The 21,813-nt window shown below is 54.9% G+C and carries 21 protein-coding genes and 1 riboswitch; of the genes, 11 read left to right on the forward strand and 10 right to left on the reverse strand.

What is annotated here, in order from left to right:
• Window position 1 precedes the first annotated feature (1 nt).
• From ftsL to leuO, 7 genes are all read right to left on the reverse strand, one after another.
• Window positions 2–367, reverse strand: a complete 366-nt coding sequence (gene ftsL, locus ACJ69_RS13610; RefSeq protein WP_008501989.1) for a cell division protein FtsL — start codon at window positions 365–367, stop codon at window positions 2–4.
• Window positions 364–1,305: a 16S rRNA (cytosine(1402)-N(4))-methyltransferase RsmH gene (rsmH, locus tag ACJ69_RS13615; RefSeq protein WP_023310390.1), complete on the reverse strand. Its 942-nt coding sequence runs from the start codon at window positions 1,303–1,305 to the stop codon at window positions 364–366. Before rsmH ends, ftsL begins: the two co-directional genes overlap by 4 nt.
• Before the next feature lie 2 nt (window positions 1,306–1,307).
• On the reverse strand, window positions 1,308–1,766 hold the full coding sequence (gene mraZ / locus ACJ69_RS13620; RefSeq protein WP_021240528.1) for a division/cell wall cluster transcriptional repressor MraZ: 459 nt from the start codon (window positions 1,764–1,766) through the stop codon (window positions 1,308–1,310).
• Between the two features lie 599 nt (window positions 1,767–2,365).
• Window positions 2,366–3,373, reverse strand: a complete 1,008-nt coding sequence (gene cra, locus ACJ69_RS13625) for a catabolite repressor/activator (RefSeq protein ID WP_008501993.1) — start codon at window positions 3,371–3,373, stop codon at window positions 2,366–2,368.
• A gap of 179 nt (window positions 3,374–3,552) precedes the next feature.
• Window positions 3,553–4,044: an acetolactate synthase small subunit gene (ilvN, locus tag ACJ69_RS13630; protein WP_054829515.1), complete on the reverse strand. Its 492-nt coding sequence runs from the start codon at window positions 4,042–4,044 to the stop codon at window positions 3,553–3,555.
• 1 nt (window position 4,045) lies between these two features.
• Complete coding sequence (gene ilvI, locus ACJ69_RS13635) at window positions 4,046–5,770, reverse strand: acetolactate synthase 3 large subunit (RefSeq protein WP_029741224.1); 1,725 nt, start codon at window positions 5,768–5,770, stop codon at window positions 4,046–4,048.
• A gap of 380 nt (window positions 5,771–6,150) precedes the next feature.
• Window positions 6,151–7,095 (reverse strand): transcriptional regulator LeuO, encoded by a 945-nt coding sequence (leuO, locus tag ACJ69_RS13640; protein ID WP_054829521.1) that lies wholly within the window; start codon window positions 7,093–7,095, stop codon window positions 6,151–6,153.
• Window positions 7,096–7,701: 606 nt separating this feature from the next.
• Here leuO and leuL point away from each other — a divergent pair.
• From leuL to ACJ69_RS13670, 7 genes are all read left to right on the forward strand, one after another.
• Window positions 7,702–7,788, forward strand: coding sequence for a leu operon leader peptide (gene leuL / locus ACJ69_RS25990; RefSeq protein WP_071786497.1), 87 nt, complete (start codon window positions 7,702–7,704; stop codon window positions 7,786–7,788).
• Window positions 7,789–7,879: 91 nt separating this feature from the next.
• The gene (gene leuA / locus ACJ69_RS13645) at window positions 7,880–9,451 is read left to right on the forward strand and encodes a 2-isopropylmalate synthase (protein ID WP_029741222.1); all 1,572 of its coding nucleotides are present in this window, start codon (window positions 7,880–7,882) and stop codon (window positions 9,449–9,451) included.
• A complete protein-coding gene (gene leuB / locus ACJ69_RS13650; protein ID WP_047060144.1) occupies window positions 9,451–10,542 on the forward strand; it encodes a 3-isopropylmalate dehydrogenase in 1,092 nt (363 codons plus the stop codon). Before leuA ends, leuB begins: the two co-directional genes overlap by 1 nt.
• A 2-nt stretch (window positions 10,543–10,544) precedes the next feature.
• The gene (gene leuC, locus ACJ69_RS13655; protein WP_059347187.1) at window positions 10,545–11,945 is read left to right on the forward strand and encodes a 3-isopropylmalate dehydratase large subunit; all 1,401 of its coding nucleotides are present in this window, start codon (window positions 10,545–10,547) and stop codon (window positions 11,943–11,945) included.
• Between the two features lie 10 nt (window positions 11,946–11,955).
• Entirely contained in the window at window positions 11,956–12,561 is a 606-nt protein-coding gene (gene leuD, locus ACJ69_RS13660) for a 3-isopropylmalate dehydratase small subunit (RefSeq protein WP_029741219.1), read from the forward strand.
• Between the two features lie 162 nt (window positions 12,562–12,723).
• The gene (locus tag ACJ69_RS13665; protein ID WP_054829514.1) at window positions 12,724–13,614 is read left to right on the forward strand and encodes a cation diffusion facilitator family transporter; all 891 of its coding nucleotides are present in this window, start codon (window positions 12,724–12,726) and stop codon (window positions 13,612–13,614) included.
• Window positions 13,615–13,720: 106 nt separating this feature from the next.
• Window positions 13,721–14,302 carry a cytochrome b/b6 domain-containing protein gene (locus tag ACJ69_RS13670; protein ID WP_059347188.1) on the forward strand — a complete coding sequence of 194 codons (582 nt, stop codon included), beginning with the start codon at window positions 13,721–13,723 and terminating at the stop codon, window positions 14,300–14,302.
• Window positions 14,303–14,350: 48 nt separating this feature from the next.
• Here the strand turns inward: ACJ69_RS13670 and ACJ69_RS13675 are convergent, their stop codons facing one another.
• Together ACJ69_RS13675 and sgrT are read right to left on the reverse strand one after the other, a co-directional pair.
• Window positions 14,351–15,529 carry a sugar efflux transporter gene (locus ACJ69_RS13675; RefSeq protein WP_029741216.1) on the reverse strand — a complete coding sequence of 393 codons (1,179 nt, stop codon included), beginning with the start codon at window positions 15,527–15,529 and terminating at the stop codon, window positions 14,351–14,353.
• A gap of 119 nt (window positions 15,530–15,648) precedes the next feature.
• Window positions 15,649–15,801, reverse strand: a complete 153-nt coding sequence (gene sgrT / locus ACJ69_RS13680) for a glucose uptake inhibitor SgrT (RefSeq protein WP_032665133.1) — start codon at window positions 15,799–15,801, stop codon at window positions 15,649–15,651.
• Between the two features lie 88 nt (window positions 15,802–15,889).
• On the opposite strand from sgrT, the gene sgrR reads away from it, so the two are divergent.
• From sgrR to thiQ, 4 genes are all read left to right on the forward strand, one after another.
• Window positions 15,890–17,545, forward strand: a complete 1,656-nt coding sequence (gene sgrR, locus ACJ69_RS13685; protein ID WP_059347189.1) for an HTH-type transcriptional regulator SgrR — start codon at window positions 15,890–15,892, stop codon at window positions 17,543–17,545.
• Between the two features lie 36 nt (window positions 17,546–17,581).
• Window positions 17,582–17,682: riboswitch (TPP riboswitch) on the forward strand.
• 31 nt (window positions 17,683–17,713) lie between these two features.
• Window positions 17,714–18,697, forward strand: a complete 984-nt coding sequence (gene thiB, locus ACJ69_RS13690; RefSeq protein WP_029740884.1) for a thiamine ABC transporter substrate binding subunit — start codon at window positions 17,714–17,716, stop codon at window positions 18,695–18,697.
• Entirely contained in the window at window positions 18,673–20,283 is a 1,611-nt protein-coding gene (gene thiP, locus ACJ69_RS13695; RefSeq protein ID WP_059347190.1) for a thiamine/thiamine pyrophosphate ABC transporter permease ThiP, read from the forward strand. Before thiB ends, thiP begins: the two co-directional genes overlap by 25 nt.
• Window positions 20,267–21,016 (forward strand): thiamine ABC transporter ATP-binding protein ThiQ, encoded by a 750-nt coding sequence (gene thiQ / locus ACJ69_RS13700; RefSeq protein WP_054829513.1) that lies wholly within the window; start codon window positions 20,267–20,269, stop codon window positions 21,014–21,016. Before thiP ends, thiQ begins: the two co-directional genes overlap by 17 nt.
• Here thiQ and ACJ69_RS13705 read toward each other — a convergent pair.
• Window positions 21,013–21,780 (reverse strand): DedA family protein, encoded by a 768-nt coding sequence (locus tag ACJ69_RS13705; protein WP_047060155.1) that lies wholly within the window; start codon window positions 21,778–21,780, stop codon window positions 21,013–21,015. The two genes, thiQ and ACJ69_RS13705, sit on opposite strands and share 4 nt — an antisense overlap.
• Between the last annotated feature and the right edge of the window lie 33 nt (window positions 21,781–21,813).

A 21,813-nucleotide genomic window follows, 5' to 3' on the forward strand; every position in this document is an offset into this window, starting at 1 on the left:
CTTATTTTTGTACTACGATATTTTCCTGCGAAGGATCAACATGCTGCAGTTGCAGCTTTTCCGTTGCGATCCGTTCAACCCGGCTGTGATCGCCGAGCGCGTTTTCTTCAAGGATCAGATTTCGCCATTCAATATCCAGCGCATCGCGTTCCAGTACCATCTGCTCGCGTTGCGCAGTCAATAAACGTGTATGGTGGGCGGTGGTCACCACCGTAACTGCCGTGACAATGATGCAAATGAACAGACAGAGTGGCAGTTTCCCAAACCGCAAAAGATCGTCGCCGATCACGCCAGGCAAGGCATGGCGCTCGTTGCTTCCTAACGAATCCTTAACTTTGCTTAGGGTCTCTGTCACTCTGCCGATCATGCGTTCGTCCTCTCTGCAACACGCAGCACTGAACTACGGGCGCGTGGATTCTCTGCCACTTCTTCTTCGCCCGGCATCAACTTGCCTAATGCTCGCAACTGACGGCCACCCAGCTTCCTGAGTTGTTCTTCCGTCATCGGCAGCCCCGCTGGCACCTGTGGACCGCGGCTTTGTTCACGCATAAAGCGTTTCACAATACGGTCTTCCAGCGAATGGAAGCTGATGATGGATAACCGCCCACCCGGGGCCAGCACGTCGAGCGAGCTTTTTAGCGCCAGCTCTATTTCCTCCAGTTCACTGTTTACCCAGATGCGAACCGCCTGGAAGGTACGGGTCGCGGGATGTTTGTGCTTATCCTTCACCGGTGTCGCCGCCGCGATCACCTCAGCCAACTCTTTGGTGCGGGTCATTGGCTCAATGCGATTGCGCTCAACGATGGCGCGCGCAATACGTTTGCCAAAGCGCTCTTCGCCGAACGTTTTGATGACCCATGCAATATCAGCTTCGTCAGCGGTCTGTAACCACTCAGCGGCAGACTGACCGCGCGTCGGGTCCATACGCATGTCCAGCGGACCATCACGCATAAAGGAGAAACCACGTTCAGCATCATCAAGTTGGGGTGAAGAGACGCCAAGATCGAGAAGAATCCCGTCGATCTTGCCCGTCAGGCCGCGCTCAGCTACATATTCCGCGAGCGCAGAGAAAGGTCCATGCACGATGGAAAAGCGTGGATCATTGATGGTCTGTGCAACGGCAATAGCCTGCGGATCGCGATCGATTGCCAGCAGACGTCCTTCCTCTCCAAGCTGGGAGAGAATCAAACGCGAGTGACCACCGCGACCAAACGTGCCATCAATGTAGATGCCATCCGGACGAATATTCAGACCGTTAACGGCCTCGTCCAGTAACACCGTTTTATGTTTATAATTTTCCATCATATTTATAGAGACAAGTCCTGCAGCCGTTCCGATAATGTCGCGGAATCAGACTGCTCAGCGTCGATATCTTCCTTGACCTGTTGATACCAGGTCGTTTCATCCCACAGTTCAAACTTGTTGAACTGCCCGACCAGCATCACTTCTTTGGTCAGACCGGCATGTTGCCGCAACACAGGCGCAATCAGTAATCGCCCTGCGTTATCCATCTGACATTCACTGGCATGTCCCAATAACAGCCGCTGCACGCGGCGTTCCTGCGGGTTCATGCTCGACAGTCGCGACAGCTTTTGCTCAATAATTTCCCATTCAGGCAAGGGGTAAAGCAGCAGGCAGGGGGAGTTAATGTCAATGGTGCAAACCATTTGACCCGCAGCGTTCTCAATCAGCTGGTCGCGGTATCGGGTTGGTACCGATAAACGCCCTTTGCTGTCGAGATTGACTAACGTAGCTCCACGGAACATGCCAGTCTCACCCCTCCTCACCACTTTAACCCACAAATTCCCACCTAAAGGAGTTTACGGAGCGAGGGAAAAGCTTGTCAAGCCAGGACTCTCCCTATAAGGACTCGAAAGCCCTCTATTTACAGAGATAAACAGTCCTGGTTAATAACTGCACAACTGGCGAGGCAAAATTAACGTTATGAATATTTGTAAGAAAAAAACCGAATATGCACACTAGCGTTTAAGCTCACTCAATATCATCGCAGATAAATATAAAGTGTCAGTTTGCGACGCGGGCAGCATTTTATGACAGATTCTCAGGGGATAACAGCGCCAGATTCACTCGGGCACCCGGTAAGCGCGGCGGTTGCCACGGAAGCTGACAAAGGAGGAGGAAAAACGTCTGAATATTCATCGGCCGAAGAGGGTTTGTAACAAATTAATACAAAGATAGCTGTTTAAAATCGCCCGGACGTTCTTTAAAGGGCCAATTTAAAAGCCAGAATGAATTAAGAAAATAGGCGATTAGGATCTCTCAAGAATTATCCTAATTTCTCTCCGGGAATTATGCGCACGAATTATCGCAACAAAATGGGGCAGATTTCGCCGCCCCAGTCATTTCATTTTTGGCGGCTTAAAATTCCGCGATGGTAGAGATTACGTTTGATCCGCGTCAGGCCCGGCTTCGGTTTGCGCGGCTCATCCAGGCTTGCCAGCACAATCTCCAGCACGCGTTCAGCCACATCGCGGTGACGCTGTGCTACCGCCAGCACCGGGCACTGGAGGAAGTCGAGCAGCTCGTTATCCCCGAACGTGGCAATCGCCAGATCGGAGGGCAGCTTACCTTCACGGCGTAAGGTCACATCCATGACGCCCTGCAGCAACGCGAACGAGGTGGTGAACAGCGCCTGAGGCATCGGGTGCGTTTCCAGCCATTTTTCGAACAGCTGTGCCGCGGCTTCACGCTCGTAGCTATTGGCATAGAGGTAGTGAACCTCGCGCGGATCGTCTTTCCAGGCGGTTCTGAATCCCTGCTCGCGCAGGAAGCTCACGGAAAGCTCGGGCAACGCGCCAAGATACAGCACTGTCTCAGCGGGAAATGTTCTCAGCTCTGCGGCCAGCATTTCTGCATCATCCTGATCCGCACCCACGACGCTGGTGAAATGCTCGCGATCGAGCGCGCGATCCAGCGCAACGATTGGGAACGGGTCGTTCGCCCAGCGCTGGTAGAACGGATGCTCTGGCGGCAAGGAGGTCGACACGATGATAGCATCCACCTGACGCTGGAGCAGATGCTCAATGCAGCGCATCTCGTTGTCGGGCTGGTCTTCCGAGCAGGCAATCAGCAGTTGATAGCCGCGCTGGCGCGCCTGACGTTCAAGATAGTTGGCGATACGGGTATAGCTGGTGTTTTCCAGGTCAGGGATCACCAGACCAATAGAGCGGGTACGCCCGGCACGCAGACCGGCTGCGACAGCATTCGGATGGTAGTTATGCTCACGAACCACCGCCATAACTTTTTCAACGGTCTTGTCGCTGACACGGTACTGCTTTGCTTTACCGTTAATCACATAGCTGGCCGTTGTTCGTGACACGCCGGCTAGCCGGGCGATTTCATCCAGTTTCACAATTGCCCCTTAAAAAAAGAAAAGAGTCCATGGCCCTGTCAAGGTTATGGTTAAATCTTTTAACATCTAAACGCAGAAAAGCCTTCGCGGCAACCGCTTTTATCTGCGTTGTCGGCTGATTACGCAAAAAAAAGCCCGGCTTTGGTGACCGGGCAGAAAGAGGCGAACCTTTTTGACAACTAACGCATGATTTTCTCGCCGCGTGAAAGACCCACAACACCCGATCTCGCGACCTCGACAATTTTTGCGACGTCCCGCACGGACGTCAGGAAAGCATCCAGCTTGTCGCTTGTCCCGACCAGCTGAACCGTATAAAGAGAAGGCGTGACGTCGATAATCTGTCCGCGGAAAATATCCGCATTGCGTTTGACTTCATCACGCCCGTAGCCACTGGCCTGGATTTTCACCAGCATGACCTCACGTTCAACGTAGGCCCCCTGCCCCAGCTCGCTCACGCGCAGTACATCGACCAGCTTATGCAGCTGTTTTTCAATTTGCTCAAGTACTTTGGCATCGCCGACGGTTTGGATCGTCATGCGCGACAGCGTCGGGTCTTCCGTCGGGGCAACGGTCAGGCTTTCAATGTTATAGCCGCGCTGCGCAAAAAGGCCAATGACGCGCGACAGTGCGCCAGACTCGTTTTCCAGTAAAACAGATAATATCCGGCGCATATCAGGTTCTCTCCGTTTTGCTTAACCACATTTCATCCATACCACCACCACGAATATGCATCGGATAAACGTGCTCGGTTCCATCAACAATCACATCCATAAAGACGAGGCGGTTGTTTTTAACGTGCTCAAGCGCCTGTGCGAGCTTCGTTTCCAGCTCAGCCGGATCGGTCACCCGCATGCCTACGTGGCCATAAGCTTCAGCAAGACGAACAAAATCTGGCAGCGATTTCATGTAGGACTGGGAGTGACGGCCAGAGTAGATCATATCCTGCCACTGCTTGACCATACCGAGATACCCGTTATTCAGGTTCAGCACCAGTACCGGCAGTTCATATTGCAGCGCGGTAGACAGCTCCTGAATATTCATCTGAATACTGCCGTCCCCCGTCACGCAGACGACGGTTTCATTCGGCAGCGCCAGCTTCACGCCCAGCGCGGCAGGCAGACCAAAGCCCATCGTTCCTAAACCACCGGAGTTGATCCAGTGTCGCGGTTTATCAAACGGGTAATACAGCGCGGCAAACATCTGATGCTGCCCCACGTCTGAGGTCACGTACGCCTCACCTTTCGTCAGACGCCACACCGCTTCAATGACCGCCTGCGGCTTAATGTTTTCACTTTGCGTGTCATATTTCAGGCACTGACGCGCGCGCCACTGTTCAATCTGCTGCCACCAGTCGCGGATCTCATCCAGCGGCTGGGTTGCACTCTCCTGGGTCAGCAGATCCAGCATTTGCTCCAGAACCTGACGGGCATCGCCGACGATCGGCACATCAGCCGACACCGTTTTTGAAATTGACGTTGGATCGATATCAATGTGCAGCACGGTGGCGTTCGGACAATACTTCGCCAGGTTGTTGGTGGTGCGATCGTCAAAGCGCACGCCGACGGCAAAGATCACATCGGAATGATGCATTGTCATGTTGGCTTCATAGGTACCGTGCATACCCAGCATCCCCAGCGCCTGACGATGGGTGGCAGGGAACGCCCCCAGCCCCATCAGCGACGACGCAACGGGAAGGTTAAGCTTTTCAATCAGTTCACGAAGCTGGGCTTCACAGGCAGAGTTGATCGCCCCGCCACCGACATAGACCACCGGTTTTTTGGCCGCCAGAAGCGTTTGCAACGCTCGCTTGATCTGACCTTTATGCCCCTGCGTTGTGGGGTTATAAGAGCGCATGCTGACCGATTCCGGCCAGACATAAGGCAGCTTGTTTGCCGGGTTGAGAATATCTTTAGGCAGATCGACCACCACCGGTCCCGGGCGTCCGCTCGCCGCCAGCCAGAAGGCTTTTTTCAGTATGCCGGGAATGTCTTCTGTTTGCTTGACCAGGAAGCTGTGCTTCACAACGGGACGCGAAATCCCGACCATGTCGCACTCCTGAAACGCATCGTAGCCAATCAGTGAGGTTGCCACCTGCCCGGAGAGGATCACCAGCGGAATGGAGTCCATATAGGCCGTCGCAATGCCGGTAATGGCGTTTGTCGCACCGGGGCCGGACGTGACTAATACCACGCCCACTTCACCCGTCGCACGTGCCAGGCCGTCAGCCATGTGTACCGCCGCCTGCTCGTGACGTACCAGAACATGGTCAATGCCCCCAACCGTATGCAGCGCATCATAAATATCGAGAACCGCACCGCCAGGGTAGCCGAACACTTGCTTTACGCCCTGATCGATCAGCGACCGAACGACCATTTCCGCGCCAGACAACATCTCCATGCTTTGCCTCCAGGCATTTTGTTATAGACGGACTGCCGAATTCATTTCCGCACCGTCTTACGATTGGGATAAACCAATCTTATATTTTGCAGAGTGTTCTTTACCTTAACCGCTCGTTATGAGGCAGGCAATTAGCAAACCCGGTGAGATAAACGGTGCGTAAAGCAGAAAAAGCAGCTGTTATCAGAAGATATGGTTAATTCCTCTGAGAATAGAGGATGGGGTGATAAATCATCGCTGAAAACCGCGACAATGCAGGAAATCATCTATTTTTGCGCGCCGGAGAGCAGCTCGAAAAAAAGACTCACAGAACAAAATAGCAATTATCTAAAAAAACTCAGGATAAACCACATAAACCGATGCGATTTATCCTGATGCATTTACCGGCGGCAGATGCCAACCAGCAACTCTTCCATCCACTGATGTCCTTTATCCCGGCCCGCGGCTTCATGCCAGGAAAGATAACAGGTACGGCTATTTAGCTTGAGCGGCAGAGGCAAAATTTGCAGATTTAAAGGGTCAGAAAACTCTTCTGCCAGCCAGCGCGGCGCAATTGCCACCAGCGGTGTCTGGGAAACCACGTTTAATACGCTGACCATGGCCATGCCCTGATAAGCCACGCTCGCCTGTTTATCCGCAGTGTCATACCACGGCAGGCTAAAGGATGCATATCTGTCGAGCGCAACAACGGCGTGCTGCTCGTTATAAACATCGTTTTCTCGCAGCGGGGAATTCAGGCGCGGGTGTTTTTTACTGGCGACCAGAACCATTTCATCTTTAAACAGCGGCACGCAGGAAAATTCCGGACGACGGAACTCTTCATATCCCAGAACGAATTCGATCTCCTGATAGCGTAACTGATGTTCCGTGTTTTGATTCAGAGATGATTTAAAAACAAGATGGATATTTGGTGCAATCTCTTCAACTTTATTATAGATAATTGACGTTAAATAATTATCTAAGGGGCTGCAGACACAAAGATGAAATACGCGCTCGCTGCTTAAAGGTTCAAAGCCCGATCCCGGCAGCTCATTTTGGACCAGTTGCAACGCCTGACGGATGGAGCCGAACAGCTGGAATGCGCGTGCGGTAGGCTGGATCCCCCTCCCGTAACGAACAAATAATTCGTCGTTAAACATGAGCTTAAGTCTGGCAACGGCATTACTCACCGCAGGTTGTGACATCCCCAACGCTTGAGCCGCGCGGGTGATATTCTGTTCCTGCATGACCGCATCAAACACCGTCAGAAGATTCAGATCCACCGTGCGTAACTGCGGTTTAATCCCATCAGTAGCTTGAGACTGTTTAATATTATTTTCTGGCACTTCTGACTCCACTGTCACGCTACACTCCTTTGCCAACGTACTGTAATAATCTCGAAAAATATGATTTATCATGCAAATACGATCAGCGAAAGAGAATTATTTAAAATTCGGAATATATAAAGACTCTATATTAACGAAAATTAATGAGCAAAAATGATATGTTTGACTTTAGGATCTGAATGAAACCATAAACCAAATAAATATACAATTGCCATCAGGTTAATGATGACTTAAGCATTATTAAACTGTTATTGTTATCTCCCTACATTTAGTTAACAACCTGTTATCTCCGTTCGTTTTTTAGCACTCAGAAATAGATTCACTGCATTTATAACTTAATGATATCCAAACTCTTTAAGCACAAAGCATCCTTTTCAAGACATTTCACTCATTTTTAAACAATTATTTTTATTTGTTTCTGCAACTCTTTTTTTAAGTCCAAAATTAGACAATTAGTTTGGTCAGTAAAGCTAAAACCAGCACAATTAGCTAAAGTGAATATCCTGTTGATTCCTTCTGTCGGGCCCGTTTTCATCCTCAGGGGTTGACATGAACAGCCGTATCCAGTACCACTAAAAGCATATTGAATTTAACGGAGCACGATTCATGACACGCACCATTCGTTTCACCGGTCTACTACTACTAAACGCATCCACTGTGCGCGGTAGACTGGCGGGCGAAATTCAGCGTTGAATCGTCACCAGTAAGACTAAAAACCCGCGCCACTGCGCGGGTTTTTTTATGCTCGTAGCAAGGCGCCCTAAGACTGACAAGGACCTAACCCATGAGCCAGCAAGTCATTATTTTCGATACTACTTTACGTGACGGTGAACAGGCATTACAGGCAAGCCTGAGTGTAAAAGAGAAACTGCAGATCGCGCTGGCTCTCGAACGTATGGGTGTCGACGTGATGGAGGTCGGTTTCCCTGTCTCTTCCCCGGGTGATTTCGAATCCGTACAGACCATTGCGCGCACCATTAAAAACAGCCGCGTCTGTGCCCTGGCACGCTGCGTAGAGAAAGACATCGACGTCGCCGCCGAGTCGCTGAAGGTCGCCGAAGCGTTCCGTATCCACACCTTTATTGCCACCTCGCCTATGCACATCGCAACCAAATTGCGCAGCACGCTGGATGAGGTGATTGAGCGCGCGGTCTACATGGTTAAGCGCGCACGCAACTATACCGATGACGTTGAATTCTCCTGTGAAGATGCGGGCCGTACGCCAATCGAAGACCTGGCGCGCGTTGTGGAAGCCGCCATCAACGCGGGCGCGAAAACCATCAACATCCCGGACACCGTCGGCTACACCATGCCGTTTGAGTTCTCCAACATCATCACCGGCCTGTATGACCGCGTGCCAAATATTGATAAAGCAATTATCTCCGTCCACACCCACGATGATTTGGGTCTGGCCGTGGGTAATGCTATCGCCGCCGTCCACGCTGGCGCACGTCAGGTAGAAGGCGCGATGAACGGTATAGGTGAACGCGCGGGTAACTGTTCGCTGGAAGAAGTGATCATGGCGATCAAAGTGCGCAAAGACATCATGGACGTGCACACCCGCATTAATCACAACGAAATCTGGCGCACCAGCCAGACCGTCAGCCAGATTTGCAACATGCCGATTCCGGCCAACAAAGCAATTGTCGGCACCGGTGCCTTCGCGCACTCCTCCGGTATTCACCAGGATGGCGTCCTGAAGAATCGTGAAAACTACGAAATCATGACCCCGGAATCCATCGGCCTGAATCAGGTGCAGTTGAACCTGACCTCCCGTTCCGGCCGCGCCGCGGTTAAACACCGTATGGAAGAGATGGGTTATAAGGACAGTGATTACAACATGGATCAGCTGTACGACGCCTTCCTGAAGCTGGCCGACAAAAAAGGTCAGGTGTTTGACTATGACCTGGAAGCGCTGGCCTTTATTAACAAGCAGCAGGAAGAGCCTGAGCACTTCCGTCTGGATTACTTCAACGTGCAGTCCGGCTCCAGCGACATCGCCACCGCCTCGGTCAAACTGGCCTGCGGTGATGAAATTAAAGCAGAGGCCGCTAACGGTAACGGCCCTGTCGATGCCATCTACCAGGCGATTAATCGCGTCACCGAGTACGACGTTGAGCTGGTGAAGTATGACCTGACGGCCAAGGGCCACGGCAAAGATGCACTGGGTCAGGTCGACATTGTTGTTACCCACAATGGCCGCCGCTTCCACGGCGTGGGCCTGGCGACCGATATCGTTGAATCCTCCGCGAAAGCGATGGTGCATGTTCTGAACAACATCTGGCGCGCCGCCGAAGTCGAAAAAGAGTTGCAACGCAAAGCTCAGAATAAAGAGAACAACAAGGAAACCGTGTAATGTCGAAGAATTACCATATTGCTGTGTTGCCGGGCGACGGTATTGGTCCGGAAGTGATGGCACAGGCGTTGAAAGTACTGGAAGCCGTTCGCGCGCGTTTTGCGATGAAAATCACCACCAGCCACTACGACGTGGGCGGTATTGCGATTGATAACCACGGTACGCCGCTGCCGAAAGCGACCGTGGAAGGCTGCGAAAATGCCGATGCCGTGCTGTTTGGTTCCGTCGGTGGCCCGAAATGGGAACACCTGCCGCCGGCAGAGCAGCCAGAGCGCGGCGCGCTGCTGCCGCTGCGTAAACATTTCAAGCTGTTCAGCAACCTGCGTCCGGCGAAGCTGTATCAGGGTCTGGAAGAGTTCTGCCCGCTGCGCGCGGATATCGCCGCCAACGGTTTCGACATTCTGTGCGTGCGTGAGCTGACCGGCGGGATCTACTTCGGTCAGCCAAAAGGCCGCGAAGGCAGCGGACAACACGAGAAAGCGTTTGACACCGAGGTGTATCACCGTTTCGAAATCGAACGTATCGCCCACATCGCGTTCGAGTCGGCGCGCAAACGCCGCCATAAAGTGACCTCCATTGATAAAGCGAACGTGCTGCAGTCTTCCATTTTGTGGCGCGAGATCGTCAGTGAAGTTGCTAAGCAGTATCCGGACGTCGCGCTGTCGCACATGTACATCGACAACGCGACCATGCAGCTGATTAAAGATCCGTCCCAGTTTGACGTGCTGCTGTGCTCCAACCTGTTCGGCGATATCCTCTCTGACGAGTGCGCGATGATCACCGGCTCGATGGGCATGCTGCCCTCCGCAAGCCTGAATGAAGAAGGCTTTGGACTGTACGAGCCTGCGGGCGGCTCCGCGCCGGATATCGCAGGCAAAAACATTGCCAACCCGATTGCGCAGATCCTCTCCCTGGCCCTGCTGCTGCGCTACAGCCTGGATGCAGGCGAGGCAGCAACCGCAATTGAAAACGCCATTAACCGGGCGTTAGAAGAAGGCGTCCGTACCGGCGATTTGGCACGCGGCACGGCAGCAGTCAGTACCGATGAAATGGGCGACATTATTGCCCGCTATGTCGCTGAAGGGGTGTAATCATGGCTAAGACGTTATATGAAAAGTTGTTTGATGCGCACGTTGTTTACGAGGCGCCAAACGAAACCCCGCTGCTGTACATTGACCGCCACCTGGTGCACGAAGTGACCTCTCCTCAGGCATTTGACGGCCTGCGCGCGCACAAGCGCCCGGTACGTCAGCCGGGTAAAACCTTCGCGACGATGGATCACAACGTATCCACCCAGACCAAAGACATCAATGCCTCGGGTGAGATGGCGCGTATCCAGATGCAGGAGCTGATTAAGAACTGCAATGAATTTGGCGTTGAGCTGTACGACCTCAACCATCCGTACCAGGGCATTGTCCACGTGATGGGGCCTGAGCAAGGGATCACCCTGCCGGGCATGACCATCGTCTGCGGTGACTCCCATACCGCGACCCACGGCGCGTTTGGCGCCCTGGCGTTCGGGATTGGCACTTCCGAAGTGGAACATGTGCTGGCAACGCAGACCCTGAAACAGGGCCGCGCCAAAACCATGAAGATCGAAGTGAAGGGTAAAGCCGCACCGGGTATTACCGCAAAAGACATCGTGCTGGCCATCATCGGTAAAACCGGCAGCGCAGGCGGCACCGGTCATGTTGTTGAGTTCTGCGGGGAGGCCATCCAGGCGCTGAGCATGGAGGGGCGCATGACCCTGTGCAATATGGCCATTGAGATGGGCGCAAAAGCCGGTCTGGTCGCGCCGGACGAAACCACTTTCAACTACGTGAAGGGTCGTCTGCACGCGCCGAAAGGTCAGGATTTTGACGACGCGGTCGCGTACTGGAAAACCCTGAAAACCGACGATGGGGCAACGTTTGATACCGTCGTCACGCTGCAGGCTGAAGAGATTGCCCCGCAGGTGACCTGGGGCACCAACCCGGGTCAGGTCATTTCCGTTAACGACAATATCCCGGACCCGGCATCCTTTACCGATCCGGTCGAGCGCGCCAGTGCCGAAAAAGCGCTGGCCTATATGGGGCTGAAGCCCGGCGTGCCGTTGACCGATGTCACCATTGATAAAGTCTTTATCGGTTCCTGCACCAACTCCCGTATCGAGGATTTGCGTGCCGCCGCCGAGATTGCCAAAGGCCGCAAAGTGGCACCAGGCGTGCAGGCGCTGGTGGTACCTGGCTCCGGTCCGGTGAAAGCCCAGGCGGAAGCCGAAGGTCTGGATAAGATCTTTATCGAAGCGGGCTTCGAGTGGCGCCTGCCCGGCTGCTCCATGTGTCTGGCCATGAACAACGATCGCCTGAATCCGGGCGAGCGCTGCGCCTCCACCAGCAACCGTAACTTTGAAGGCCGTCAGGGCCGCGGTGGGCGCACCCATCTGGTCAGCCCGGCAATGGCCGCCGCTGCGGCAGTCACCGGCCATTTCGCCGATATTCGCAGCCTGAAATAAGGAGACAATCATGGCAGAGAAATTTACCCAACATACGGGCCGTGTTGTCCCGCTGGACGCCGCTAACGTCGACACTGACGCTATTATTCCAAAACAGTTTCTGCAGAAGGTGACACGTACCGGTTTCGGCGCACATCTGTTTAACGACTGGCGTTTCCTGGACGATAAGGGAGAAGTGCCTAATCCGGAATTCGTTCTGAACTTCCCGGAATATAAAGGCGCCTCCATTTTGCTGGCACGCGAAAACTTTGGCTGCGGCTCATCCCGTGAGCACGCGCCGTGGGCGCTCACCGACTACGGCTTCAAAGTGGTCATTGCCCCAAGCTTCGCGGATATTTTTTACGGTAACAGCTTCAATAACCAGCTGCTGCCCGTCACGCTGAGCGATGAACAGGTCGATGAATTGTTCGCGCTGGTTAAGGCGAATCCGGGCATTTCGTTTGAAGTGGATCTGGAAGCGGAAGTGGTGAAAGCCGGTGATAAGACCTACAGCTTCAGCATTGATGCCTTCCGCCGTCACTGCATGCTGAACGGTCTGGACAGCATTGGTTTAACTCTTCAGCACGAAGCGGCGATTGCCACTTACGAAAACAAACAACCCGCATTTATGAAATAATCCTCCGGCCTGCAGTCCATTCTGCAGGCCGCGTTTTATCCCGATATCCGCCTCCTTCTGTAAATACTTCCCAAACCCAGCCAATAATGACGTTATATTTAATGTCAATTTAATGTTTCCTGCGCAGAATAACCGCTCAATCAGCTGGCAGCGGAAATAATCATGGAAAAGAAAAATGGCAATGAGTCTCATATCCGTTCTCGGGAAATACATAAATGCACATTAGTAAGCGTGATAATAAATAGTTTACTCACCGCCTTTCAGATAGTTGCAGGAATATTCTCCGGCTCACAGGGTTTAATTGCTGATGGGATTCATTCTCTTTCCGATTTATCCTCCGACTTTGTCGTTCTGGTTGCGAATAAAAAGAGTCAGAAAGCTTCTGATATCGATCATCATTACGGTCATCTGCGTTTCGAAAACGGTGCAAAGCTCATTATTGGCGCTATTCTGCTGCTTGTGGGGGTCGGGATGCTCTGGTCCGCAGGCAATAAACTGCTTCACCCCGAGACGCATCAGCTGGTGAAAGGGGCCGCGTTGTGGGTGGCGATTCTGGCGCTGGTGGTAAAGGAAAGCTTGTTCAGATACATGTTTGCCACGGGAAAACGTATTCAGTCCTCGCTGCTGATAGCCAATGCCTGGCATGCCCGTTCTGACGCAGCGTCGTCAGTGGTTGTCGCCATCGGCATTGCCGGGAATTTAGTGGGCTTTCACGCGATGGACCTCATTGCGGCCCTGATTGTCGGAGTATTCATCGCCCACATGGGTTACAAATTTTCTGCCGATGCCCTGCACGATCTGATGGACCGTTCGCTTGAGCCCGAGCTGGAGCACGACATCAAAACGTGTCTTCTCGCAACCGAGGGCGTCACCGGACTCCATGATTTAAAAACCCGCAAGATGGGTGATTTAGCTCTTGTCGATGTTCATCTGGAAGTAAACGGCGAATTAAGCGTAAAAGAAGGACATCAGATTGCCGTTAATGCCAGAAATAATGTGATGCAAAAATTCAATGTGCTGAACGTGATGACGCATATTGATCCATCCCACTAATCGAAACGCATAAATACAGTGTGACGCAACCGATCGTTAAGGTTTCGTTAATTAATCTGCGTCACACTGCATCGTATCAGCACTCTCATTATTGAGGTAAAAAGCGATGAACCCAACATTACGCGATACGCTTCCCCATAAAGAAACGCCTTTTCTTCGAATACTGCACATTCTCGTGGCCGTACTGGTCCTGGCCCAGATTATCAATTCTAATTTCACCGAAAGTGAAGCCCTCCACGAATCAGGGCTGAACGGAATCGTCACCTGGATCCATGTTATCTCCGGATTTGGTTTAATTTTTTGTGGGATTGCCATGATGGCATGGATGTTAACCCAGCGCGGATTTAAGTATTACTTCGCCTGGCTGGCGCTGGATTTTCGCGGAATTGTTGGCGATATTCGCACCCTCGCGCAGCGTCAGCTTCCTGACGCGCATGCCGGCGGTATGGCGGCAACGGTGCAAGGTCTGGGCGTGCTGGCGCTGCTGGGCGTTGCACTCTGCGGCGCGGCCTGGTTCGTGCTGAACGCCACGCTCGGGCCGGTTTCGTCCGTCACGGAATCCGTCTTAGATTTGCATAAATTCCTGACGGTCTTTATTGAGACATATTTCTGGGCACACGGCTTCATGGGCCTCGTTCATATGTACCTGACGCTACGCGCGCAGCGTAAATATCAGTATTCAGAATAAAACGGTTCGCAGGGCCCGGCGTTCCCGGGCTCCGTTTCGTTCATCCGATCACACGTCTTTTACGCGGCAGGTCAGCAGGAGCGTCACGACGGATAGCGCCGCAATCATCCAGTAGACAGACGCATGCCCATAGCTTTGCGCCAGCGCCCCCTGAATAACGCCCGCCAGAATCACCCCGGTTGAAATGCTGTTGGTAAAAAGCGTGGTCGCCGAGCCGGCACGACCGGGCATGAGATCCTGAAACCAGAGCATGCCGATCCCGGCAACAATCCCAATAAACACGGCGTTAAACAGCTGCAGCGCCAGCAACGCTTCCCGCGAATGGAAAAGGATCAGCCCCGCGTAGAACAGCACCCCGGCCGCCACGGCGACGATCATCATCCTGCGCTTTCCAAACCGCTTAACGTAGTAACCCGCCAGAATCATTGCCGGGATTTCCAGCCCGGCGGCAGTTCCCATCAAGATCCCCGCAAGCTTGTCCGGAAGGCCCAGATCGCTGCTGATCCACAGCGGCATATCGATGATGTACATGGTGTTGCAGGTCCACATCAGCGTGGAGGCAATAAACAGCATGCGGACGTTTTTGTCCTGCCAGCCGCTCACCTCGGTGACAGGTTTATCCGTCGTCTGTTCGACGCGCGCCACGGACGGCAGCGCGAAGGCAACCAGCACCAGGCTGATGACAAAAATCCCGGCGGCGATGGAAAACATGGTGGTAAAGCCGTAGTTCAAAGCCAGCATGAAGGCCAGCGGCGGGCCAATGACCCACGCAAGCGAAAGCTGGGCGCGCATCACCGAGCTGAACATCACCACTTCACGCGCCGAGTTATCCGCATATTCACGGGCCAGCGCGAACAGCTGCGGCATGGCGGTGTTCGCCAGCGACGCCAGCAGCACGCCGCAGGTAATGAGCGTCAGATAATGACGGTTGAAGGCAAAGAGCAGCGCGTTACCCACGGCCATGGCGCAGCAAAAGAGGATCAGCCTGCGGCGATCGCCCTGGCTGTCCGATCGTTTCGCCAGCGCGAGGCTGACCAGGATCCCGGCAATGGCGTTGACGGTATAAAACAGGCCGACCCAAAACGGCTGCGCCCCCACCTCGCGGCTGAGAAACAGGCTCAGCGTCGGCGCCTGCAGCGCCCCCGCCACGCCCATCATAAAGGCCACCAGCATAAAAGCGGCATACACGCCGTTCAGGCGTCGCCCCATCGTCATCAACCACAGCATGCGCAAGTCCTTGTGAAAGCGAATCGAAATTGGGTGAATAGTAAACGAAAAAAGCCAGCAAAAACATTTTGCTGGCGGGTGATAAGCACCAATACTCAGTCACACATGATCGAGGCGAGTTAGCGGGAAGAGGTCGGGGCTGTAACGTCCCACTGCATCAATTCTTCTAACGTTTTCAGCCGTTGCTCTGCACACCGGCGGGCCAGCCAGGACGATCCCTTTGTCGCTGAAAAGTACTGCTGATAAAACTGACGTGCGGTAGACCTCTTCATAATTTACCTCCTCGCTTCATCGAGGAGAATTATTGGCCTAATATAGGGATAAATAAATTGCTGGTTTTTTGTCAGGAGTTCCCCTTTTATGCCTTCCGGTCGTCTGCAACAACAGTTTATCCGCCTCTGGCAGTGCTGCGAGGGGCAATCGCAGGAGACCACGCTCAACGAGCTGGCTGACCTGCTTAGCTGCTCCCGCCGCCATATGCGCACGCTGCTCAACACCATGCAGCAGCAGGGTTGGTTAAGCTGGGAAGCGGAGGCGGGACGCGGCAAACGCTCGCGGCTGACTTTCCTCTATACCGGGCTGGCGCTGCAGCAGCAGCGTGCGGAAGACCTGCTGGAGCAGGACCGCATCGATCAGCTGGTACAGCTGGTGGGCGACAAAGCCGCCGTGCGCCAGATGCTGGTTTCCCATCTCGGGCGCAGCTTTCGTCAGGGCCGACACATTCTGCGGGTGCTCTACTACCGTCCGATGAAAAATCTTTTGCCCGGCACGGCTTTACGCCGCTCAGAAACTCATATGGCCCGGCAAATCTTCAGCGGCCTGACGCGCATAAATGAGGAAAACGGGGAACTGGAAGCGGATATCGCGCACCACTGGCAGCAGCTTTCCCCGCGCCACTGGCGCTTCTTCTTACGCCCCGGCATCCACTTTCACCACGGCCGCGAGCTGGAAATGCACGACGTCATCGCCTCTCTGGAACGTGCCCGCAAGCTCCCGCTCTACTCGCATATCTCCCGCGTCCACTCGCCCACGGCCTGGACCCTGGATATTGAGCTGTCGCAGCAGGATAAATGGCTTCCCTGGCTGCTGGGCTACGTGCCGTCGATGATTTTGCCCGGCGAGTGGGAATCAATGAACAACTTTGCCAGCCTGCCGATTGGCACCGGGCCCTATTCCGTGTCCCGCAATAACAGCCATCAGCTGAAAATCCGCGCGTTCGATGACTACTTTGGCTATCGGGCGCTGATCGACGAAGTGAACGTCTGGGTATTACCGGATCTCAATGAAGACCTGAGCTGCGGGCTAACGCTTGAAGGCCCCACCACGGGAGAAAAGGCCGTGGAGAGTCGCCTCGAGGAGGGATGTTACTATCTCCTGTTTGACCGCCGCACCCACCGTGGGGCAAACCAGGCCGTTCGCAAGTGGATCAGCCACGTTTTGTCCCCTTCCAATCTGATTTACCATGCGGAAGAGCAGTACCAGACATACTGGTTCCCGGCGTACGGCCTGCTGCCGCGCTGGCACCACGCCCGCCCGGTGCACTGCGACAAACCCGCAGGGCTGGAGTCCATCACCCTGACCTACTACCGCGAGCACGTGGAGCATCGTTTTATCGCCAGAATCATGACCCGGCTGCTGGCAGCCAAGGGGGTCAGGTTAGAGGTCAGGGAAGTGGACTATGACGAATGGCATCAGGGGGAGATCACCAGTGATATCTGGCTCAACAGCGCCAACTTTACCCTGCCGCTCGATTTTTCCCTTTTCTCGCATCTGTATGAAGTCCCGCTGATCCAGCACTGCATCGACCGTGACTGGCAGCAGGACGCCGCCCTGTGGCGCGCGGGCGAAATGAATCTTGCAGCGTGGTGCCAGCAGCTGATGGCCGAGCAGGCGATCGTACCGCTGATCCATCACTGGCTGATGATCCAGGGCCAGCGCAGCATGCGCGGCCTGCGGATGAATACCCTGGGCTGGTTTGATTTTAAATCCGCCTGGTTTGCGCCGCCGGAGCCATAACGCTTTCGTAATATTCACCAAATCATTACAATAGCGCCGTTCTCAACGGGGTGCTGCATCACAGATGTGCGCTGAGATAATACCCGTCGAACCTGATCCGGATAACGCCGGCGAAGGGATTTGAGGCTGTCGCTCAAAATCCTTTGCCACTCAACTTTGAGGTGCAAAGTGTTAAAAAAAGTTCTTCCCCTGCTGGCGCTGTTTGCGCTGCCTGCTTTTGCCAAGCCCGTCCTGACGGTCTACACCTATGACTCCTTCTCTGCCGACTGGGGCCCTGGCCCTGTGGTCAAAAAAGCCTTCGAAGCGGACTGTAACTGCGAGCTGAAGTTCGTGGCGCTGGAAGATGGCGTTTCTCTGCTCAACCGTCTGCGCATGGAAGGGAAAAACAGCAAGGCCGACGTGGTGCTCGGGCTGGATAACAACCTGCTGGAAGCCGCCTCGCAAACCAAACTGTTTGCCAAAAGCGGCGTAGCGGCAGATGCCGTTAACGTGCCGGGCGGCTGGAAAAACGACACCTTTGTGCCGTTCGACTACGGCTACTTTGCTTTTGTTTACGACAAAAATAAGCTGAAAAACCCGCCGAAGAGCCTGAAAGAGCTGGTCGAAAGTGACCAGAAATGGCGCGTGATTTATGAAGATCCGCGCACCAGCACGCCGGGCCTGGGCCTGCTGCTGTGGATGCAAAAGGTCTACGGGGATAAAGCGCCGGAAGCGTGGCAGAAACTAGCCGCCAAAACCGTCACCGTGACCAAGGGCTGGAGCGAAGCCTATGGCCTGTTCCTGAAAGGTGAAAGCGACCTGGTGCTGAGCTATACCACCTCTCCGGCCTACCACATTATCGCCGAGAAGAAAGATAACTATGCTGCGGCTAATTTTGCTGAAGGGCACTATCTGCAGGTGGAAGTCGCCGCGCGTACCGCCGCCAGCAAACAGCCGGAGCTGGCCGAGAAGTTCCTGAAGTTTATGGTTTCACCGGGGTTCCAGAATGCCATCCCGGCTGGTAACTGGATGTATCCGGTCACTAACGTTACCCTGCCCGCAGGTTTCGAGCAGTTGACCAAACCAAACACCTCGCTGGAGTTTTCGCCGCAGCAGGTCGCCGCGCAGCGTGCAGCATGGGTAAGTGAATGGCAACGCGCCGTCAGCCGTTGATTCCCGGCTGGTTACTTCCCGGGCTGCTCGCCGCCACAGTGATGGTGGTGGTCAGCCTGGGGGCTTTTCTTGCACTGTGGTTCAACGCGCCAGAGAGCGACCTGCTCGCCCTCTGGCACGACAGCTACCTCTGGCACGTTATCCGGTTCTCCTTCTGGCAGGCGTCTCTCTCAGCCCTGCTGTCGGTGCTCCCGGCTATTTTTCTTGCGCGCGCCCTGTATCGGCGGCGTTTTCCCGGCAGGCTGGCACTGCTGCGCCTGTGCGCCATGACGCTGATCCTGCCCGTGCTGGTGGCGGTATTTGGTATTCTGAGCGTTTACGGTCGCCAGGGCTGGCTGGCTTCGCTGTGCGGCCAGCTTGGTCTGGAATGGTCATTCTCTCCTTACGGCCTGCGGGGCATTCTGCTGGCGCACGTGTTTTTCAATATGCCGATGGCAACGCGCCTCTTTTTGCAGGCGCTGGAGAATATTCCCGGCGAACAGCGCCAGATTGCTGCCCAGCTCGGCATGCGCGGCGTGTCGTTCTTCCGCTTTGTCGAATGGCCGTGGCTGCGCCGCCAGATCCCGCCCGTCGCGGCGTTAATCTTCATGCTCTGCTTTGCCAGCTTTGCCACCGTGCTGTCGCTCGGCGGCGGGCCGCAGGCCACCACCATTGAGCTGGCGATTTACCAGGCGCTGAGTTACGACTACGATCCCGGTCGCGCCGCGCTGCTGGCGATGGTGCAGATGGCGTGCTGCCTTGTGCTGGTGCTGTTGAGCCAGCGGCTGAGTAAAGCCATTCCCCCTGGCAGCAATCAAATAACCGGCTGGCGCGATCCGCAGGACAGCCTGCACAGTCGCGTCACCGATTTTATCCTGATCGCGCTGGCGCTTCTGCTACTGCTGCCGCCGCTGATGGCCGTTATCGTTGACGGACTGAACCTCAATCTCATCTCCGTCCTGCAACAGCCCGTCCTCTGGCAGGCGACCTGGACCTCGCTGCGTATCGCGCTGGCGGCAGGGTTACTGTGCGTCATGCTGACCATGATGCTGCTGTGGAGCAGCCGCGAACTCTACGCGCGGCAGGCCCAAAAGGCCGGACAGGCGCTGGAGCTGACGGGCATGCTGATTCTGGCGATGCCGGGCATCGTGCTGGCGACGGGCTTCTTTTTACTGTTCAACAGCACCGTCGGCCTGCCGGAAAGGGCCGATGGCATCGTGATTTTCACCAACGCCCTGATGGCCATTCCCTACGCGCTCAAAGTGCTGGAAAATCCGATGCGCGACGTCAACAGCCGCTACGGTTTGCTGTGCCAGTCGCTGGGCATGCAGGGCTGGCAGCGGCTGAAGGTGGTCGAGCTCCGCGCGCTAAAACGCCCGCTGGCGCAGGCGCTGGCGTTTGCCTGCGTGTTGTCGATTGGGGATTTTGGCGTGGTGGCTCTCTTTGGCAATGACGATTTCCGCACGCTGCCATACTGGCTCTATCAGCAGATCGGCTCTTATCGCAGTCAGGACGGCGCGGTCACCGCGCTGTTACTGCTGCTGCTGTGCTTTGCCTTATTTACCGTTATCGAAAAACTTCCGGGGCGTGATGTTAAAACTGACTGATGTAACCTGGCTTTACCAGCATCTGCCGATGCGCTTCACGCTCTCCGTGCGTCAGGGGGAGACGATCGCCGTACTTGGCCCAAGCGGCGCGGGAAAAAGCACGCTGCTTAATCTGATTGCGGGTTTTCTGCAGCCGGCAAGCGGCGCGATCGTCATTAACAATCAAGACCATACCCACACGCCGCCCGCAAAACGTCCTGTCTCAATGCTGTTTCAGGAAAACAACCTGTTTACCCACCTGACGGTGCGGCAAAACATCGCGCTGGGAATGCATCCGGGACTCAGGCTGAACGATGCCCAGCGCCAGAAGCTGGAGATCATTGCCGCCCAGATGGGGATCAACGAGTTCATCGACAGGCTGCCGGGCGAGCTTTCCGGCGGTCAGCGTCAGCGCGTAGCGCTGGCGCGATGTCTGGTGCGCGAGCAGCCGATCCTGCTGCTGGATGAGCCGTTCTCGGCGCTCGATCCCGCACTGCGCCAGGAGATGCTGGCGCTGGTGCAGGACGTCTGCCAGCGCCAGCAGCTGACGATGCTGATGGTGTCGCACAGTATTGAGGATGCCGCACGGATTGCGCCGCGATCGGTGGTGATTGCCGAAGGGCGTATTTTGTGGGATGGAAAAACAGAAGAACTGTTGAGTGGTAAGGCGGGGGCGTCTTCACTGTTGGGAATTCGTGCCGTCAGATGCCCTCACCCTGGCCCTCTCCCACGGGGAGAGGGGAAAAGTCCTTAACGGCTCACCACTTTTAATAAAATCTCGCCGTACACCGGCATCAGCGGGTGACGAATCAGCGCGACCAGGGCGACCACGGCCACACCCAGCGTCAGCGGGGCCAGCCACAAAAGGCGAGAGCGCGGAAGATAGCGTGTCAGGCGATCGACGCTGGCTTTCCCGCTGCGCCACAGCCGCCAGCAGAGCCATGCCGCCAGCCACAACAGCACAGCCGTGCCCAGCAGCAGCCACTTAAACTCACCGCTTTGCATACCGTCAGGAATATCGATGGCAGCGCCCGCGAGGATCCCCGGCAGGAAGTAGAACGGCGGCCAGAAGACGCAGCCGATAATGTTCGGCACCACGAATTTCGCGACAGGCAGATCCAGCATCCCCGCCACCATCGGCACCAGCGGACGCGTTGGCCCGACAAAGCGGCCGACGAGGATGGTGAACATGCTGTGCTGATGCAGCGCATGCTCGGTTTTATCCAGCAGGGCTTTGTTCTTTTTCATGAACGACCAGCGGTGCAGCGGTTTCTTAAAGCGCCAGCCCAGCCAGAAGGAGATCCAGTCGCCGAGCAGGCAGCCGATAATCCCGGCCAGCCACGCCTGCCAGAAATTAACCTCGCCGCTGCCAATCAGCGCCCCAAGCCCTGCCATCATCACGGTGCCGGGCAGGATCAGCCCAACCAGCGCCAGCGATTCCAGAAACGCCACCAGCGCCACGGCGATGAGCGAGTACATAACGGACTGGGTAATAAAGTGTTCCAGCAATGCCTGCATAACTATTCCGGTCAGAAAACGAATCAGCGATTC

The organism is Enterobacter asburiae, from assembly GCF_001521715.1.
In the GTDB taxonomy this organism is placed as follows: Bacteria; Pseudomonadota; Gammaproteobacteria; order Enterobacterales; family Enterobacteriaceae; genus Enterobacter; species Enterobacter asburiae.

Coding starts and splice junctions, on each gene's coding strand:
- ACJ69_RS13675 (WP_029741216.1), bottom strand. CDS start 15,529: ATGCTGTGGTTGATGACGATGGGGCGACGCCTGAACGGCGTGTATGCC.
- ilvI (WP_029741224.1), bottom strand. CDS start 5,770: ATGGAGATGTTGTCTGGCGCGGAAATGGTCGTTCGGTCGCTGATCGAT.
- leuD (WP_029741219.1), top strand. CDS start 11,956: ATGGCAGAGAAATTTACCCAACATACGGGCCGTGTTGTCCCGCTGGAC.
- ACJ69_RS13670 (WP_059347188.1), top strand. CDS start 13,721: ATGAACCCAACATTACGCGATACGCTTCCCCATAAAGAAACGCCTTTT.
- leuB (WP_047060144.1), top strand. CDS start 9,451: ATGTCGAAGAATTACCATATTGCTGTGTTGCCGGGCGACGGTATTGGT.
- leuC (WP_059347187.1), top strand. CDS start 10,545: ATGGCTAAGACGTTATATGAAAAGTTGTTTGATGCGCACGTTGTTTAC.
- thiP (WP_059347190.1), top strand. CDS start 18,673: ATGGCAACGCGCCGTCAGCCGTTGATTCCCGGCTGGTTACTTCCCGGG.
- sgrT (WP_032665133.1), bottom strand. CDS start 15,801: ATGAAGAGGTCTACCGCACGTCAGTTTTATCAGCAGTACTTTTCAGCG.
- leuL (WP_071786497.1), top strand. CDS start 7,702: ATGACACGCACCATTCGTTTCACCGGTCTACTACTACTAAACGCATCC.
- ACJ69_RS13665 (WP_054829514.1), top strand. CDS start 12,724: ATGGAAAAGAAAAATGGCAATGAGTCTCATATCCGTTCTCGGGAAATA.
- rsmH (WP_023310390.1), bottom strand. CDS start 1,305: ATGATGGAAAATTATAAACATAAAACGGTGTTACTGGACGAGGCCGTT.
- ftsL (WP_008501989.1), bottom strand. CDS start 367: ATGATCGGCAGAGTGACAGAGACCCTAAGCAAAGTTAAGGATTCGTTA.
- mraZ (WP_021240528.1), bottom strand. CDS start 1,766: ATGTTCCGTGGAGCTACGTTAGTCAATCTCGACAGCAAAGGGCGTTTA.
- ilvN (WP_054829515.1), bottom strand. CDS start 4,044: ATGCGCCGGATATTATCTGTTTTACTGGAAAACGAGTCTGGCGCACTG.
- sgrR (WP_059347189.1), top strand. CDS start 15,890: ATGCCTTCCGGTCGTCTGCAACAACAGTTTATCCGCCTCTGGCAGTGC.
- ACJ69_RS13705 (WP_047060155.1), bottom strand. CDS start 21,780: ATGCAGGCATTGCTGGAACACTTTATTACCCAGTCCGTTATGTACTCG.
- thiQ (WP_054829513.1), top strand. CDS start 20,267: ATGTTAAAACTGACTGATGTAACCTGGCTTTACCAGCATCTGCCGATG.
- leuA (WP_029741222.1), top strand. CDS start 7,880: ATGAGCCAGCAAGTCATTATTTTCGATACTACTTTACGTGACGGTGAA.